General features: G+C 33.5%; 16 protein-coding genes. 7 read left to right on the top strand and 9 right to left on the bottom strand.

What is annotated here, in order from left to right; all coding sequences use genetic code 11:
- Nucleotides 1-79: 79 nt before the first annotated feature.
- Entirely contained in the window at nucleotides 80-1,678 is a 1,599-nt protein-coding gene (locus JMUB898_RS03190) for an alpha-glucoside-specific PTS transporter subunit IIBC (RefSeq protein WP_126501904.1), read from the top strand.
- A 136-nt stretch (nucleotides 1,679-1,814) separates the two neighbouring features.
- Here the strand turns inward: JMUB898_RS03190 and JMUB898_RS03195 are convergent, their stop codons facing one another.
- A complete protein-coding gene (locus JMUB898_RS03195) occupies nucleotides 1,815-2,345 on the bottom strand; it encodes a hypothetical protein (RefSeq protein WP_002443898.1) in 531 nt (176 codons plus the stop codon).
- Nucleotides 2,346-2,627: 282 nt separating this feature from the next.
- Between JMUB898_RS03195 and JMUB898_RS03200 the strand changes: the two genes are divergently transcribed.
- The 3 genes from JMUB898_RS03200 to JMUB898_RS03210 all read left to right on the top strand — a co-directional run bounded on the left by JMUB898_RS03200 (nucleotide 2,628) and on the right by JMUB898_RS03210 (nucleotide 4,487).
- Nucleotides 2,628-3,542 (top strand): bile acid:sodium symporter family protein, encoded by a 915-nt coding sequence (locus tag JMUB898_RS03200; RefSeq protein ID WP_037541610.1) that lies wholly within the window; start codon nucleotides 2,628-2,630, stop codon nucleotides 3,540-3,542.
- Between the two features lie 105 nt (nucleotides 3,543-3,647).
- Nucleotides 3,648-4,286, top strand: a complete 639-nt coding sequence (locus JMUB898_RS03205) for an HAD family hydrolase (RefSeq protein WP_037541609.1) — start codon at nucleotides 3,648-3,650, stop codon at nucleotides 4,284-4,286.
- Nucleotides 4,287-4,298: 12 nt separating this feature from the next.
- The gene (locus tag JMUB898_RS03210; RefSeq protein ID WP_037541608.1) at nucleotides 4,299-4,487 is read left to right on the top strand and encodes a hypothetical protein; all 189 of its coding nucleotides are present in this window, start codon (nucleotides 4,299-4,301) and stop codon (nucleotides 4,485-4,487) included.
- A 214-nt stretch (nucleotides 4,488-4,701) separates the two neighbouring features.
- On the opposite strand, the gene JMUB898_RS03215 is transcribed toward JMUB898_RS03210, so the two are convergent.
- Nucleotides 4,702-4,887, bottom strand: a complete 186-nt coding sequence (locus JMUB898_RS03215; protein ID WP_002443895.1) for a hypothetical protein — start codon at nucleotides 4,885-4,887, stop codon at nucleotides 4,702-4,704.
- On the bottom strand, nucleotides 4,884-5,243 hold the full coding sequence (locus tag JMUB898_RS03220) for a hypothetical protein (RefSeq protein WP_044466799.1): 360 nt from the start codon (nucleotides 5,241-5,243) through the stop codon (nucleotides 4,884-4,886). Before JMUB898_RS03220 ends, JMUB898_RS03215 begins: the two co-directional genes overlap by 4 nt.
- Before the next feature lie 384 nt (nucleotides 5,244-5,627).
- On the opposite strand from JMUB898_RS03220, the gene JMUB898_RS03225 reads away from it, so the two are divergent.
- Nucleotides 5,628-7,034, top strand: a complete 1,407-nt coding sequence (locus JMUB898_RS03225; RefSeq protein WP_002443891.1) for an amino acid permease — start codon at nucleotides 5,628-5,630, stop codon at nucleotides 7,032-7,034.
- 95 nt (nucleotides 7,035-7,129) lie between these two features.
- Here the strand turns inward: JMUB898_RS03225 and JMUB898_RS03230 are convergent, their stop codons facing one another.
- The 5 genes from JMUB898_RS03230 to JMUB898_RS03250 form a co-directional block, all read right to left on the bottom strand.
- The gene (locus JMUB898_RS03230) at nucleotides 7,130-8,002 is read right to left on the bottom strand and encodes a MurR/RpiR family transcriptional regulator (RefSeq protein WP_037541607.1); all 873 of its coding nucleotides are present in this window, start codon (nucleotides 8,000-8,002) and stop codon (nucleotides 7,130-7,132) included.
- Between the two features lies 1 nt (nucleotide 8,003).
- On the bottom strand, nucleotides 8,004-9,446 hold the full coding sequence (locus JMUB898_RS03235) for a PTS transporter subunit EIIC (RefSeq protein ID WP_002443887.1): 1,443 nt from the start codon (nucleotides 9,444-9,446) through the stop codon (nucleotides 8,004-8,006).
- A gap of 13 nt (nucleotides 9,447-9,459) precedes the next feature.
- Nucleotides 9,460-10,347: an N-acetylmuramic acid 6-phosphate etherase gene (gene murQ / locus JMUB898_RS03240; RefSeq protein ID WP_037541606.1), complete on the bottom strand. Its 888-nt coding sequence runs from the start codon at nucleotides 10,345-10,347 to the stop codon at nucleotides 9,460-9,462.
- Nucleotides 10,348-10,349: 2 nt separating this feature from the next.
- Nucleotides 10,350-11,393 (bottom strand): MupG family TIM beta-alpha barrel fold protein, encoded by a 1,044-nt coding sequence (locus JMUB898_RS03245; RefSeq protein ID WP_037541605.1) that lies wholly within the window; start codon nucleotides 11,391-11,393, stop codon nucleotides 10,350-10,352.
- 163 nt (nucleotides 11,394-11,556) lie between these two features.
- Entirely contained in the window at nucleotides 11,557-11,925 is a 369-nt protein-coding gene (locus JMUB898_RS03250; protein WP_002443881.1) for a hypothetical protein, read from the bottom strand.
- Nucleotides 11,926-11,984: 59 nt separating this feature from the next.
- On the opposite strand from JMUB898_RS03250, the gene JMUB898_RS03255 reads away from it, so the two are divergent.
- Nucleotides 11,985-12,731 (top strand): CPBP family intramembrane glutamic endopeptidase, encoded by a 747-nt coding sequence (locus JMUB898_RS03255; RefSeq protein ID WP_002443878.1) that lies wholly within the window; start codon nucleotides 11,985-11,987, stop codon nucleotides 12,729-12,731.
- A 26-nt stretch (nucleotides 12,732-12,757) separates the two neighbouring features.
- On the opposite strand, the gene JMUB898_RS03260 is transcribed toward JMUB898_RS03255, so the two are convergent.
- The gene (locus JMUB898_RS03260) at nucleotides 12,758-13,456 is read right to left on the bottom strand and encodes a helix-turn-helix transcriptional regulator (protein ID WP_002443877.1); all 699 of its coding nucleotides are present in this window, start codon (nucleotides 13,454-13,456) and stop codon (nucleotides 12,758-12,760) included.
- A 465-nt stretch (nucleotides 13,457-13,921) separates the two neighbouring features.
- On the opposite strand from JMUB898_RS03260, the gene JMUB898_RS03265 reads away from it, so the two are divergent.
- The gene (locus JMUB898_RS03265; RefSeq protein ID WP_037541802.1) at nucleotides 13,922-14,713 is read left to right on the top strand and encodes an inositol monophosphatase family protein; all 792 of its coding nucleotides are present in this window, start codon (nucleotides 13,922-13,924) and stop codon (nucleotides 14,711-14,713) included.
- Nucleotides 14,714-14,869: the final 156 nt, after the last annotated feature.

Below are 14,869 nucleotides of genomic sequence, written 5' to 3' on the forward strand. Positions count from 1 at the left end.
TTTTTATAAAGTTTCACCATTAAAAGATGATAGAGGGAGTTAAAGTGAAACAATCATATGGGATGTGGAGGTTTTAATTATGAACGCAATTAAACGTTTTGGTAGTGCGATGATTGTTCCAGTATTAATGTTTGCATTTTTCGGTATCGTACTCGGTTTTGCAACACTTTTCAAAAATCCAACAATTATGGGTGGACTTGCAGATCAACATACATTCTGGTTTAAATTCTGGTCAGTCATTGAATCTGGTGGCTGGGTTATCTTTAATCATATGGAAATTGTATTCATTGTTGGTTTGCCTTTATCTTTAGCGAAAAAGGCTCCTGGTCATGCTGGTTTAGCCGCATTAATGGGTTATTTGATGTTCAACACATTTATTAATGCAATTTTAACGCAATGGCCTCATACCTTTGGCGCAAATCTTAAAAAAGGCGTAGAAAATGTCACAGGTTTAAAAGCAATTGCAGGGATTGAAACGTTAGATACAAACATCTTAGGTGCTATCATTATTTCAGCCATTGTGACATGGATACATAATAGATATTATAGTAAGAAATTGCCTGAGATGTTAGGTGTATTCCAAGGCTTAACATTTGTTGTAACAATTTCATTCTTTGTTATGTTACCGATTGCTGCAATTACTTGCGTTGTATGGCCAACGATTCAAAATGGTATTGAATCTGTACAACATTTCATTATTGGATCTGGTTATATTGGTGTTTGGTTGTATCATTTCTTAGAACGTGTGTTAATCCCAACAGGATTGCATCACTTTATTTACGCACCTATTGAAGTTGGTCCTGTCGTTGCAAAAGATGGATTAAAAGCTGAATGGTTTAGACACTTAAATCAATTTGCAGAAAGTAGCAAACCATTAAAAGATCAATTCCATTATGGCTTTATGTTGCAAGGTAATGGTAAAGTCTTTGGTGCTATTGGTATTGCTTTAGCAATGTATTCTACGACGCCTAAAGCAAACCGCAAAAAAGTAGCAGCATTATTAATTCCTGCTACGTTAACTGCAGTAGTGGTTGGTATTACAGAACCTTTAGAATTTACATTCTTATTTATCGCACCATATTTATTTGTCATTCACGCATTATTAGCTGCTACAATGGATACAATCATGTATGGCTTTGGTGTTGTGGGAAATATGGGCGGAGGATTATTAGACTTTATCGCTACAAACTGGATTCCATTAGGCCAAAATCACTGGATGACATATGTTGCACAAGTTGTGATTGGTTTAATATTCTCAGGAATTTACTTCTTTGTATTTAGATTCTTGATCTTAAAATTCGATATTCCATTGCCAGGTCGTCGTGCTGAAGAAGAAGTTAAACTTTTCTCTAAAAAAGATTATAAAGAGAAAAAGGGTGAAGGTAATACTGACAATTCAGGATTTACGCCAAGTAATGAATATGAAGCGAAAGCATACTACTACCTAGAAGGTTTAGGTGGAAAAGAAAATATTAAAGATGTGACAAACTGTACCACACGTTTACGCTTAACAGTAAATGATGAATCTAAAGTAGAAGATAGTGGTTACTTTACTCATGACCAAATGGCACACGGCTTAGTGAAGAGTGGCAAAAATGTCCAAGTTGTTGTGGGTATGACCGTACCTCAAGTACGAGAAGCATTTGAACACTTAGTTTTTGATGAAAAAAATGATTAGTGAGTTTTGAATATAAAAGTAGCAGTAAGAAGATTCGTAATTGAAATCATCTTACTGCTATTATTTTTTGAGACATTATATCCAAAACTGATTGTTTATATTAAAAAATCCAGTGACTATTCACTGGATGGTACATTTATGAAATACGTGCCTTATGCAACATCTTAGCACGATAACTTGCAGATAAAATATCAATATTACGTGTTGCAATAGTATGAAGTAATTGCGTGAACACCTCAGGAGCACATAACACACTCGCACAATTATTATTTAATGTATAGTTAACATCATGATGATTAGCAAACATATTCATGATATCAATCACTTTATCTTTAATAAAAGGATCTTGTAATCCGTCGATAGCTAAATCAAATCGTTTGGCTGATTGATAAAGATGTTCAGAATCAAGAAGTTCATCGACATGCTTAGGAGATAAAATTTGATAAATAGAATAATTATGGAAGCTTAAAAAACTAATTAAATAAGGTAATTGTTGCTTAGGTAGGCTCACCTCTAAAGCATACATGTTATTTTGTTTGAATATAGAAAATTGTAATGACTCACAGAATTTTATTTCTTTACACAAATGAGTTAATTTTTTTCGCGTTGAGCGAGATTTCAAACCTGCAATATTGATAATGTAGGTTTCAAATTTATCAATCAACATGTTATGACCTCCCAATCTTTAACATTCTTTATATAGGTATCAAACTAGCGTAAAACAAAAGCGTACGTTGTCCGTTTAAATAGATTGTACCACTCTTTTTTTGTATATTCACTAAGACTTTTGAACGAAGTTAAAATTTATTCTTTTGTAATCTTTTCTTAACAAAATTTATAAAAAATAGAGTTTTTACCGCTTAATTTAATGAATATTCTGAAAACATATTGAGATAAATGACTTCCTATGATAATATTTGAAATCATTGTATTAAGGGAAGTGTTCTTCATGTTAAATAAAATAAGTCAGTTTACGACTAAAACTTTTTTATTGTGGATGATTTTAGCAGCTATCATTGGTTTGATGTTCCCCCAACAATTTGCTGGTTTAGGATCGTTTGTACCGTATCTCTTAGGAATTGTTATGTTGGGAATGGGAATGACTATAAGTCCTAAAGATTTTAAAATCGTTTTTAAATCACCTAGACCAGTCATTATAGGAGTCATTTTACAATTTACAATAATGCCTTCACTAGCTTTTTTGATAGCTAAGGCGTTTAATTTACCTTCAGAAATTGCAATAGGCGTTATTTTAGTTGGGTGTTGCCCTGGAGGAACGTCAAGTAATGTTATGAGTTATTTAGCAAATGCTAATGTGGCCTTATCAGTCGCAATCACTAGCGTTTCAACACTTCTTGCTCCAATAGTTACTCCTGCATTAATTTATCTATTTGCGCACGAATGGCTAAAGGTTTCATTTATGAGTATGTTTTGGTCAGTCGTTCAAGTTGTTTTGATCCCTATAGTTATAGGGTTCATTTTCCAAAGACTTGCAAAGAAAGTTGCGGAAAAAACTGCTACAGCTTTGCCTATTATTTCTGTTGTTGCTATTTCACTTATTCTTGCATCAGTCGTTGGTGGAAGTAAGGATCAAATTGTTAAAACAGGATTTCTTATATTCTTAGTTGTAATTCTTCATAATGTTTTAGGTTATACGATTGGTTTTGTTTTAGCACACATATTTAAACTAGAACGTAGAGATAAAAAAGCAGTGGCAATTGAAGTGGGTATGCAAAATTCAGGTCTCGCTGTTTCATTAGCGACAGTCCATTTCAGTCCGTTAGCTGCTGTTCCAGGCGCAGTGTTTAGTTTTATACATAATATTTCAGGACCTATACTTGCTAAATATTGGTCAAAACGTTAATCAGTGATTTAATTTTGAAAACAACGTCTACAGTTCATCTAGTAACAGTAGGCGTTGTTTGTGTTAGTATGTGTAATAACAGTGATTAAAAAAGGAGAAAAAAAGATGTATAGAGCAGTGATCTTTGACTTTGATGGAACTATTATTGATACAGAACGTCATTTATTTGAGACAATTAATAAACATCTTAAGTTTCATAAAGTCGAACCGATTTCTATTGATTTCTATAGACAATCAATAGGTGGCGCAGCTACAGATTTACATAATCACTTAGAAACTGCGATTGGTTTAGATAAGAAAGAGAAAATTTATCAGGAACATCATGAAACCAGTGGAGATTTACCTATCATCGACACGATTAAAGCGTTAATGAACTATCTCAAACAACGACATATTCCGATGGCAATTGCAACGAGTAGTTATAGAGAAGATATATTGCCAACATTTAAAAAGTTAGGTTTAGACGACTATATTGATGTGATCGTAGGTAGGGAAGATGTCGAGAACGTTAAGCCTGACCCAGAACCTTATTTAACAGCTGTCCAGCAATTAAACTATAATCCAACTGTTTGTTTAGCAATTGAAGACTCAGTGAACGGGGCAACAGCTGCTATGATGGCAGGATTAGATGTTGTCGTAAATACAAATGTGATGACTGCGCATCAAGACTTTTCAACCGTGAATTATGTTGGTAAGGACATGTCACTTGAAGATATCGTGACGCAATTATTTGAAAATAAATAGGAGGCACATAACGTGGGTTATACCATACTATTCTTTATAGCAGGACCTATCATCTTAGCCATAGGGAACCTCATATTAGGACCTATATTTAATAAAAGAACACCATTTCACGTACAACTTAGATCATTTATCATTGGTTCTATTGTTTACCTTATCCTTGCAACGATAGGATACTTTCTTCTATTACAGGGAAGACTATAAAATAACTTAGAAGATAAGATAAAACGTTTAGTTATTCCTAGATAAACAAAATAGCGATATGAAATAAGCTCTAAGACACTTCTTTAATGTCCAGAACGCACTTAAGTTAGATTATTTAGTCCAACTTTTAAGGTGTATCTCATAAAGAAATGATCTTAGAGCTATTAATTTGAATTTGATATTGAGTATGTAACTAACTTAAACATACATTAGATTATGTGGTTAATTTTAGAATTAACGTGACGAGTATGAGTACAATTAAAACTAAATCAATTCCCACCATTATAGTATATCGAGTAGATTTTTGACCTTGATTTTTAGCTAATTTCATCGCTTGATAATTAGGCACTAAGCTGATGATTAATAATATTAAAATCACAACGCCAATAATAATTGTCATGACAAATGACCTCCATTTTTTCTTCTCTTAATCAGTTCCCATATGATTCCTGCTACGATTCCAATAATTAAGCCACTTATCACGCCTATTTGCGTTGTAAAGAAAAATGTTCCAATAAGCAAGCAAATGACTAATGATATTGGAAGGGTAGTACCGTAAATCATTTTACGTTCATCAGAACTTAAGATTGTAAAAGCCACTATATAAATGATGAAGAAAGCCAGTGTTGCTAAAAGCGTACGACCCACAACATGCATTAAATCAGAATGCTTCATAGTAAAATAATTTAGTAAGAAAAACACAATCATAAAAATCAAAGCAACTTTGATTGCACGTTGTATAAGTGCTTTATCCATAATCAATCTCCTTTAACTATTTAAAGAAAGTATATCACACTCACTCAGTCATTTAGAATGAAACCATTTATGTAGTGATATCATCAATCTATTTATAAAAACTTAAGTAAGTTCCATATTGATAATCAACACATTGAAACGCAATAAATATTTAACAATCTCATCGACCAACAGATTGAAGGCTTAGTCGCTTTAATAGATTTAATTTTCAGAAAAATAATCAAAATAGGTATTTTCAAAAATCAAAAAGGTTGCTATTATAGTTTTGTAAGCGATTTCAATAAATTGTAAAAATTTTGTTTCAATTTCGTCAATTTGTAGTATAATTACGAAAATAAGATTATCATTAAAATAATAATCTAGATTTAGAGATGGGGTAAAATTATGGAAAATAATGAATTACAAAGGGGACTAAGTGCACGTCAAATGCAAATGATTGCACTTGGTGGAACAATCGGTGTCGGTCTTTTCATGGGTGCGACTAGTACTATTAAATGGACTGGCCCATCAGTTATTCTTGCATATCTAATTGCAGGCATCTTTTTATTCTTAATCATGAGAGCAATGGGGGAAATGATTTATATCAATCCTACGACAGGATCATTTGCAACATTTGCAAGTGACTATATCCATCCAGCGGCTGGTTATATGACAGCATGGAGTAATATCTTCCAATGGGTAGTTGTAGGGATGAGTGAGGTTATCGCGGTGGGTGAGTATATGAACTATTGGTTCCCAAACTTACCAAACTGGATACCGGGAATTGTTGCAGTTGCATTATTAATGGGAGCAAACTTAGTTTCAGTTAAAGCCTTTGGTGAATTTGAATTCTGGTTTGCATTAATTAAAGTCGTTACAATTATTTTAATGATTATTGCAGGTTTTGGACTTATCTTATTTGGAATTGGAAATGGTGGACATGCAGTAGGTATTTCTAACTTATGGACACACGGTGGATTTATGCCAAATGGTATTGTTGGATTCTTCTTCGCCTTATCAATTGTTATCGGTTCATATCAAGGTGTTGAACTTATTGGTATTTCAGCAGGTGAAACTAAAAATCCTCAAAAGAATATTGTTAAGGCAGTCAATGGGGTGATTTGGAGAATTTTAATCTTCTACCTTGGTGCAATTTTTGTCATCGTTTCTGTTTATCCTTGGGACAAATTAGGGGATATCGGAAGTCCATTTGTAGCTACATTTGCCAAAGTTGGAATTACATTCGCAGCTGGTTTAATTAACTTTGTTGTATTAACAGCGGCATTATCAGGATGTAACTCTGGTATCTTCAGTGCCAGTCGTATGATTTATACATTATCTAGACATGGTCAAATGCCTAAGATTTTCTCTAAAGTAATGAAAAATGGTGTACCATTCTACACAGTATTAGCAGTTTCAATTGGTATTTTAATTGGAGCCTTATTAAATGTTATTCTTCCTTTATTGATTAAAGGGGCAGATAGTATTTTCGTATACGTATATAGTGCTTCAATCTTACCTGGTATGATTCCATGGTTTATGATTTTATTTAGTCATTTACGCTTTAGAAAATTACATCCTGAAGAAGTGAAACAACATCCTTTCAAAATGCCAGGAGGCGCGTTTGCGAACTACTTAACAATTGCGTTTTTGATTTTGGTACTCATAGGCATGTTATTTAATAAAGAAACAGTTGTCTCTGTTGTAATAGGTATCGTATTTTTAGCTTTTGTGACACTTTATTATTTCATTCGCTATAATAAAAAAGATCAACATGCAAAGAAAGCTAGAATGACGCAAGAACGTCAATAAAATATAAATGTCTGATTAATAAAATGAAAAAGCGATTCGTTCATACATTTTCTCTTAAGAAATTTTAAGTATGACGAATCGCTTTTTCTATTTGTCTAATGTTTAAATTCAATATTTGATAAATGCTTTCGATAATTATCTAAAGCCATTTTAGATTGAGTAATGAAATCTAATGATGACTGGTAATTCAATGCGATGTAACGATAATAAAGTACATCTATTGTAAACATTTGTGCAAATAAAGAAGTGGTAGCACCCATGCGCATTTCATTTTCATCCGTTTGACCATAAGATAAAATAATATCAGATCGCTTGGCAACAGGGTTATCTGACGTACTTGTGATTGTTACCACAGGAATATGATAATCAGATACAACCTTAGCAATGGAACGCATTTCACTTTGCATACCATTATTTGTTATAAACACAACACAATCTTTAGCGTTATGAGTTGCTAACATCGTTGTGAAAATGTGTGTTTCTTGTACAAGTTGAATATTTAAACCAATGCGTGACAACTTTTGATATAAATCTGTAGCTACAACAAATGATGCGCCATAACCATAGATAAAAATCGTCTCGGCTTGTTTAAATAAGTCGCATATCTGATCGATAATCTTATCGTCAATTTTTTCATTCGCATTATTAAGTGCACCTTTAGCCCGTGAATGCATCTTCTTTTTAAGAGAGTCAGTGTTTTCATTGTCTACAAGTTCTACATTATACACAGACGCCTCTTTAGGTAGAAACTTTGAAAGACCAATTTTTAATTCGTGAAATCCGCCTTCAGTAATTTTTTTACTAAATCTAATAATCGATGAAGGACTGGTATTCAAAGTTTCAGCTATATCTTGTGAATTCATATTCACCACTTTGTGAGGTGAATTCAATATGAATTGAGCAATCTTTTTTTCATTTTTTGTGAGGTAGGGGTACTGGTTGTCAATTTCATTCAAAATGTTTGGCAATTTAATCACCCATTTGATCAGAATTTCTCATTTCCTTAGTCGTACCAAAGAAATAAGTGAAAATGAATCCTCCAGCATATGCAGCAAGTAAGCCGGCAATATAACCGAGGTACATATTATTTGCAATTAATGGTAATAGTGAGATACCACTAGGCCCCACAGCAGTAGCACCGATATGACCAATACCTCCAACTACAGCGCCACCAATACCGCCGCCAATACATGCAGTAAAGAATGGTCGACCTAACGGCAATGTCACCCCGTAGATTAAAGGTTCGCCGATGCCCAAGAATCCAACTGGAAGGGCACCTTTTAAAGTGTTGCGTAATTTTTGGTTTTTACGACATCTTACCCATAGCGCTAATGCAGCCCCCACTTGGCCAGCACCTGACATTGCAGCAATAGGTAATAAATACGTAGATCCCGTTTTATTAATTAATTCAATATGAATTGGCGTGAAAATATGGTGCAAACCTAACATAACGAGAGGTAAGAAAAATGCACCAATAATGAAACCACTAAATATGCCACCTACACCAATCACCCAATTAATCACGTGGACAAGTCCATCTGAGATAAATCCAGCGAGTGGCATGATGATAAATATAGTTAATAATCCAATTATTAATAGAGAAATCGTTGGCGTCACAATAATATCAATTGAGTTAGGGACCACTTTATGTAATCTCTTTTCAACTAAACTGAGTAGCCAAACAGCAAAGATAACACCAATGATACCGCCTTGACCAGCGATTAAATGTTCTCCGGTAAAGATATTTTTAATTGGATTCTCATCTGTAATTCCTGTAAGTAATGTCGCACCACCAATAACACCGCCTAGTCCAGGTGTAGCGCCAAATACTTTCGCTGCGTTGATACCTGTGAAGATGGCTAAGTATGTAAGCATACCGTCTTTGATGACATTTAATACTGCTACAACTTGTTTGATCCAATCTCCAGATATCGCACCAGCGGTTAATAAATTATTTAATATCGCTGCAATCCCACCAATTAATCCGGCACCAATAAAGGCTGGGATTAAAGGTATGAAAATGTTAGCGATAGACTTTAAAACTTTGTTCCATTTGCTTTGTTTACGATGACTTTGAAAATTCTGTTTATTTTCACGAGCGCGTTCTTCAGCTTGTGTTTTATAACTTTTATTTTCAGAGTTAGCAGTATCTTTACCTAATGGTGCGCCGCTCTCGTCAGCCATATAGTTCGCGACTTTGTTCACAATACCAGGGCCAACGACGACTTGAAGACGTTCATCCTCAACGACACCTAAAACACCATCGATACCTTTTAATTCATCATAATTGACTTGATCGTAATCATGAATTTTAATTCGAATACGTGTCATACAGTGGATAATATCATCAATATTATTGATACCGCCCACTGCATGAGTAATATCTTTAGCAAGACGTTCTTCTTTACTCATGGAAATTCCTCCCTTAAGCGTTGATGGCTTGCTTAATCACTCCATTACTCTTTTCTAAACGCAATTTAGCGTCTTTTTTAGTCGTATTACATAAATGCATGACAACTGCAGTTTTAATATGATGTCCCGCTTCATCATACAAGTTTTGTGCATCTTGCTCACTTAAATCACAAATATCTTGAATAATGCGGATAGAACGGTTGACTAATTTCTTGTTAGTTGGTCGCAAATCAACCATTAAGTTATCATATACTTTTCCTACACCAATCATGGTCATAGTAGAAATCATATTCAACACAAGCTTTTGTGCGGTGCCAGATTTCAATCGAGTAGAGCCTGTTAATACTTCTGGGCCTACATTTATTTCTAAGACATGGTTGGCACATTTACTGATTTCGCTCTGAGCATTACATGAAAGGGCAACTGTATCAGCTTGAATGTCATTTGCAAAGTTGAGCGCGCCTTTAACGTATGGTGTACGACCGCTCGCAGAAATACCAATGACAATGTCTTTATCATTTAAATGAATATCCTTTAAATCTTGTGCACCTTGTTCGATATTATCTTCAGCACCTTCTACTGCAACCATCATTGCTTCTTGGCCACCTGCGATAATACCCACGACTTCCTCAGGACGTGTATTAAAAGTCGGCACACATTCAGCTGCATCTAAAACGCCGAGTCTACCACTTGTACCTGCACCGATATAAATAATGCGACCGCCATGATTAAAGCGTTGAATGGCACTTTCTATCACTTGTGTTAATTGAGGAAGAACCGATTCAATGGCTTTAGGTACATTTTGATCTTCCAGATTCATTGTTCTTAAAGCATCTTGAATATCCATTTCATCTAAATGCATCGTCTGAGTATTTCGTGTTTCGGTGGTTAAACGCTTCATTGTCATTCTCCTTCGTATATAAATTTGAAAGTATCCCCAGGCTGTATCAGTGTTAACAATGGGAGGTCATCATCGCTTATACGAGCGATACGGTTAATATGTGGATGCCCTTGAAGCATTGTTTTCACTACTTGAATTTCCCCTTCATATCTCCCGTTAAGTTGATTATCTACTGTAACGTCTCCAACATTTCGTTGTTTTGTACCGATTGGCTTAATATCTTCATCATTGTTTGCTCGAGAATATTGAGAACGAATAAGATGCTTGGGTGCATCAATACGTGATGTATGTGTTCGTAGAATTCTTTTTGAAAATGAAGCATCCAAATCTTTGAGATGTATTGTAAAGTGACGATTGAATACCATATCAGACAATTGCTGTGCTAGAGCGATACTTATAGCACTATCACCAATTACAATGTGAGCTACACCACTGTTCTGTAACTCATAAGCTGAAATTAATGGATGTGCTGAGCGATGTGATTCTATAGTAGGTAATCCTTTAAAAAGAGGACCTCTTAATTCTGTACCTGGAATAAAGGCATATATTTTAGCATGTTTATCGTAGACATGAATAAGTTGATTTTTATTGTCAATAAAAGAGCGTGAAAGACCTGTGTCAGGTCGTGGATAGTAATTATGACAGTAAATTAATTGTCTCTGATGATCATGTTCATATATACGTTCCAACATCTCTTGAGTGATCGTGCTTGCATTTAAGCAACATTGGAATCCATGACTTTGTACCTCATCAATAAGGTCAACATTCAATTGATCATCAATGCGTATCGTAAAAGCCCCATGAGGCAATTGATTTAAATAACTGTATAATGATTGATTAAGCAAAGAAGGATTAACATCAATAATATAAGTGATGTCATATGAAGATAAAAGCTGACATAATTCTCCCAGATATGCCAACTGATGGTGCTTACTTTCTTCAGGAATTTGTAAAGACGTGAAAATCGTACGATATCCCAATGATGCCATATCTAGAATGTATTCTTTATCTAATGCTTTACCTAAATATACTGAAAAGCCAAGCACATCTAACACTCCTTTGTACTACTTAATCAGTACCGATTATAACGCTATTAAGAAAGGTTTACAATTTGAGGTATAATTTAAATAATATAACAATAAAATTTAAAGTATTTTGTTTCTTAAGTAGTATAAAATAAAAATAAGTACAATTTTGTGGAGTAAATGATTAATGTTTATTTGAAATGTTGTGGGGAGTTACTTGATATTGATGATCTATTTTTAAAAGTTGTTCATACAATAGTATTTGTTTCGTATTGATATAAAAAAGTATATCACCTTGAGTAACAGTCAAAAGGGGATGGATATGTAATTGCTGTATGACCTCATAGTAGGTAGCAAATTCAGGAGTGGTGCCTAAGATAGCTTTATGATCTTCAACCCATTGATGTTCCGTTTCAACATTTTGATTAAATGCGTTCAAAGTTTCTTCAAATTTGTTATGATGAATGAGTGCATAATATTTAGCAGTTTCACTCAAAGTGAGCAGATTTACAATTTGCAGTTTGATATGTTGTGTGGTTTCTAAATAATTCATAGTACCTCCAATAATATTTAATTTTGAACATAAATTTGTAAAAAGAAAGGGATACGTGAATGAAAGCGAATGAAAGAAAGAAAAAATATAAATGGAGTGATATTGCGTGGAGAGATTTAAATCTAATACCTATAGCACTTGTTGGATTATTTATATTTAGCTATGCAGGTTTAGCATTAGGTTGGCTCTATTTCGGACATATATCTGAGTTACAATTAGCTATGATAGGAACACTAGGTCAACTGATGGCTTATGTGGTTGTCATTTTTGTATTTTATTTTTTACATATACATACTTTTAGTGAAAGATTTAAGAAGGGGATCACATATCTAAAAAAGCGTTGGTTTATCATTATTATCGTATTTTTAATAGCACTTGGATTATCAAATTTATATGATTATTTAATGCAATTCTTACCTAAACATTTGCAGTATTCAGATACACAGAATGAAATGGCATTAGATCAATTGTTTGAGACACATGCATTTATTCCATTTGCATTTTTAATGATTGTTATCGCAGGTCCAGTAGTTGAAGAATTAGTATTCAGACATATAATTATAGGAGAATTAGGGAAGAAATTTAATTTTATCGTTATGGGGATTGTCTCAGCGATAACATTTACTTTGATTCATGTCACTGATGCTAAATCGCCATTTGAATTTGGAGCATATTTTATTCTAGCATTGTCTCTTGTGTTTGTTTATTTGATTTCAGGGAGAAATTTAGCGGCTTCAATAGGTTTACATATGTTAAATAATCTCGTTTCATTTATATATACAGTTTGGACCATTTTTTATAAATAATTTATTTATAGCCCAGCTGACACTGTTTAATTTGTAGTGTCGGCTGGGTTTAAAAATTGCTGGTAATTGTCGATTGAAATATCTTGCGTTTTAATGGTCTTTTCAAAGGAATAAGAAATGTCTTGAATGTCCATAATCGGTAGCTCGCGTGTATGCCCTCGGCCTATATCGAATATGACAGCATTCCATTGTCCATATTTGCATAATAAGCCTATAAAGATGACATTTTCTGCTTGCATTCTCTCATTTTCCAAATAATCTACGAGCATGACATTACGCTCAGTACAATAAATCAAAATATCTGAAAATAACTGAGGTAGTGTGACATTAGTGCTTTCTTCAAATTTGATATAGTAATCCATTTTCTTTAATAGTTTTCTTAATCTTGTTTGAGGCAAATTTAAACATTGTTTAATAATAGATTGAATTTCTGACTGGTAAGGAAGTGTCGAATAAGATTGACTTTCATTAAGTGTAAGAAACAACGCTGACAATTGATTTTCAGTTAATGATAAAGAAATTTTTGATTGGGCATCTTTAATTTGATAACCACCAAGCTTGCCGTGTTGTGCATATACCTTTACACCTTGTTCTTCTAAATCATCAATATCTCTTAATATCGTTCTTTTAGAAACATTAAATTCTTTGGCGAGTTGCGAAGCGGTCATTTTATCAGAATTTTGTATAGCCTGAATGATTCGGTTTTGTCGTTCTAATTTATTCAATGAAAGTCACCTCCATAAACATTACATATTACATTTATTATAACATATAAGCGACAATGATGACATTTTCTGCTTTTTTCAACCGTTATAGTGTAAAATTACTAAATTTTCTTTTGGAAAACGCTTACAATTTAAAAATCATTGTGTTAGTATATTATTTGTAACAGGGGGAGCGATTAGACAAAGGGGTAGAGCTATGTAACAGATAGCTGTGTAATCGTTCAAGTTACATCAAAACATCTTCAATATTTATTACTTACTTTCCTTTCTATTTGTCGGCTAGCTCGTGACTAGCCGATTTTTCTTTTTCAAAAATAAAATTCAAAATACCATTCCAAATAATAGTAAATTTCGTATAAAATAATATTTAAGCAAAACGAAGAGCAATTCATCAATATCACCTTGCTTAAAAAGTGATATAGGGTTATGGGAGATTCATATACATATTTAATTGGTGGTGGAAAAATGGTTTCAGAAGATTTAAGAAAACTAGATCAATTGATTTGTAATTGGTTAAATATTGTAGATGATATTTTACCTCAGTTAATTGAAGAAATGCATACAGATACTAAAAAGGATAGATTCGATCTTGTTACAAATGTAGACAAACAAATTCAAGATCACTTTCAAGCGTTTCTCAAAACTGAACTACCTACGCATCAATTGTTAGCTGAAGAAAAGAATAATGATGATATTCAACCTTATGAGGGGCATTTATGGATTATGGATCCAATTGATGGAACAGCTAATTTGGTAAAACAACAAGAAGACTATTGTATTATTTTAGGATATTTTGTAGATGGAGCACCACAACTTTCATATATATATGATTATCCTCATGGCAAACTTTATAAAGCGATTGCTGGGGAAGGTGCATATGTAAATCAAAGTCCGTTACTACCTCCTCCAACCTTATCAATTGCAGATGCGATACTGTCATTTAACCCTCATGTATTGAATGATGAAACGATTAAAGATCTATTCCAATCGTCATTTAGTTATAGAATTATTGGCTCATGCGGCTTAGATTCAATAAGAGTGATTAAGGGGCAATTTGGGGCACACATCAACACGAATCCTAAGCCTTGGGACATTGCAGCTCAATTTTTATTTGCGAAAGAACTTGGCTTGAAAATGACAGGCTTAGATGGTGGAGAAGTTGATTTCGGACAAGGTGGGCCATTTATTATTAGTAATCCTGGTTGCCATAAAGAAGTACTAGAAATCATGAATAAAGGCAGAGGGTATCAAAAATAAACCCCGTTACACATAGAAAATAAATGATATAAGGGTACCTTAGAAGGATGTTTAATCTTTCTAAGGTATTTTTTGATTATATATATAAAATTATTCATTTTTGTTTATTCCTCTAAAATAAATCAATGAATAGGTCTACAGATGTATAGTAAATAT

This window comes from Staphylococcus caprae (assembly GCF_003966625.1).
GTDB classification, from domain to species: Bacteria; Bacillota; Bacilli; order Staphylococcales; family Staphylococcaceae; genus Staphylococcus; species Staphylococcus caprae.

What these genes read in the sequence shown, in the direction of transcription:
- JMUB898_RS03195 (WP_002443898.1), bottom strand. Translation starts at nt 2,345, where the DNA reads ATGTTGATTGATAAATTTGAAACCTACATTATCAATATTGCAGGTTTG.
- JMUB898_RS03215 (WP_002443895.1), bottom strand. Translation starts at nt 4,887, where the DNA reads ATGACAATTATTATTGGCGTTGTGATTTTAATATTATTAATCATCAGC.
- JMUB898_RS03220 (WP_044466799.1), bottom strand. Translation starts at nt 5,243, where the DNA reads ATGGATAAAGCACTTATACAACGTGCAATCAAAGTTGCTTTGATTTTT.
- JMUB898_RS03200 (WP_037541610.1), top strand. Translation starts at nt 2,628, where the DNA reads ATGTTAAATAAAATAAGTCAGTTTACGACTAAAACTTTTTTATTGTGG.
- JMUB898_RS03235 (WP_002443887.1), bottom strand. Translation starts at nt 9,446, where the DNA reads ATGAGTAAAGAAGAACGTCTTGCTAAAGATATTACTCATGCAGTGGGC.
- JMUB898_RS03205 (WP_037541609.1), top strand. Translation starts at nt 3,648, where the DNA reads ATGTATAGAGCAGTGATCTTTGACTTTGATGGAACTATTATTGATACA.
- JMUB898_RS03190 (WP_126501904.1), top strand. Translation starts at nt 80, where the DNA reads ATGAACGCAATTAAACGTTTTGGTAGTGCGATGATTGTTCCAGTATTA.
- JMUB898_RS03225 (WP_002443891.1), top strand. Translation starts at nt 5,628, where the DNA reads ATGGAAAATAATGAATTACAAAGGGGACTAAGTGCACGTCAAATGCAA.
- JMUB898_RS03255 (WP_002443878.1), top strand. Translation starts at nt 11,985, where the DNA reads ATGAAAGCGAATGAAAGAAAGAAAAAATATAAATGGAGTGATATTGCG.
- murQ (WP_037541606.1), bottom strand. Translation starts at nt 10,347, where the DNA reads ATGAAGCGTTTAACCACCGAAACACGAAATACTCAGACGATGCATTTA.
- JMUB898_RS03265 (WP_037541802.1), top strand. Translation starts at nt 13,922, where the DNA reads ATGGTTTCAGAAGATTTAAGAAAACTAGATCAATTGATTTGTAATTGG.
- JMUB898_RS03250 (WP_002443881.1), bottom strand. Translation starts at nt 11,925, where the DNA reads ATGAATTATTTAGAAACCACACAACATATCAAACTGCAAATTGTAAAT.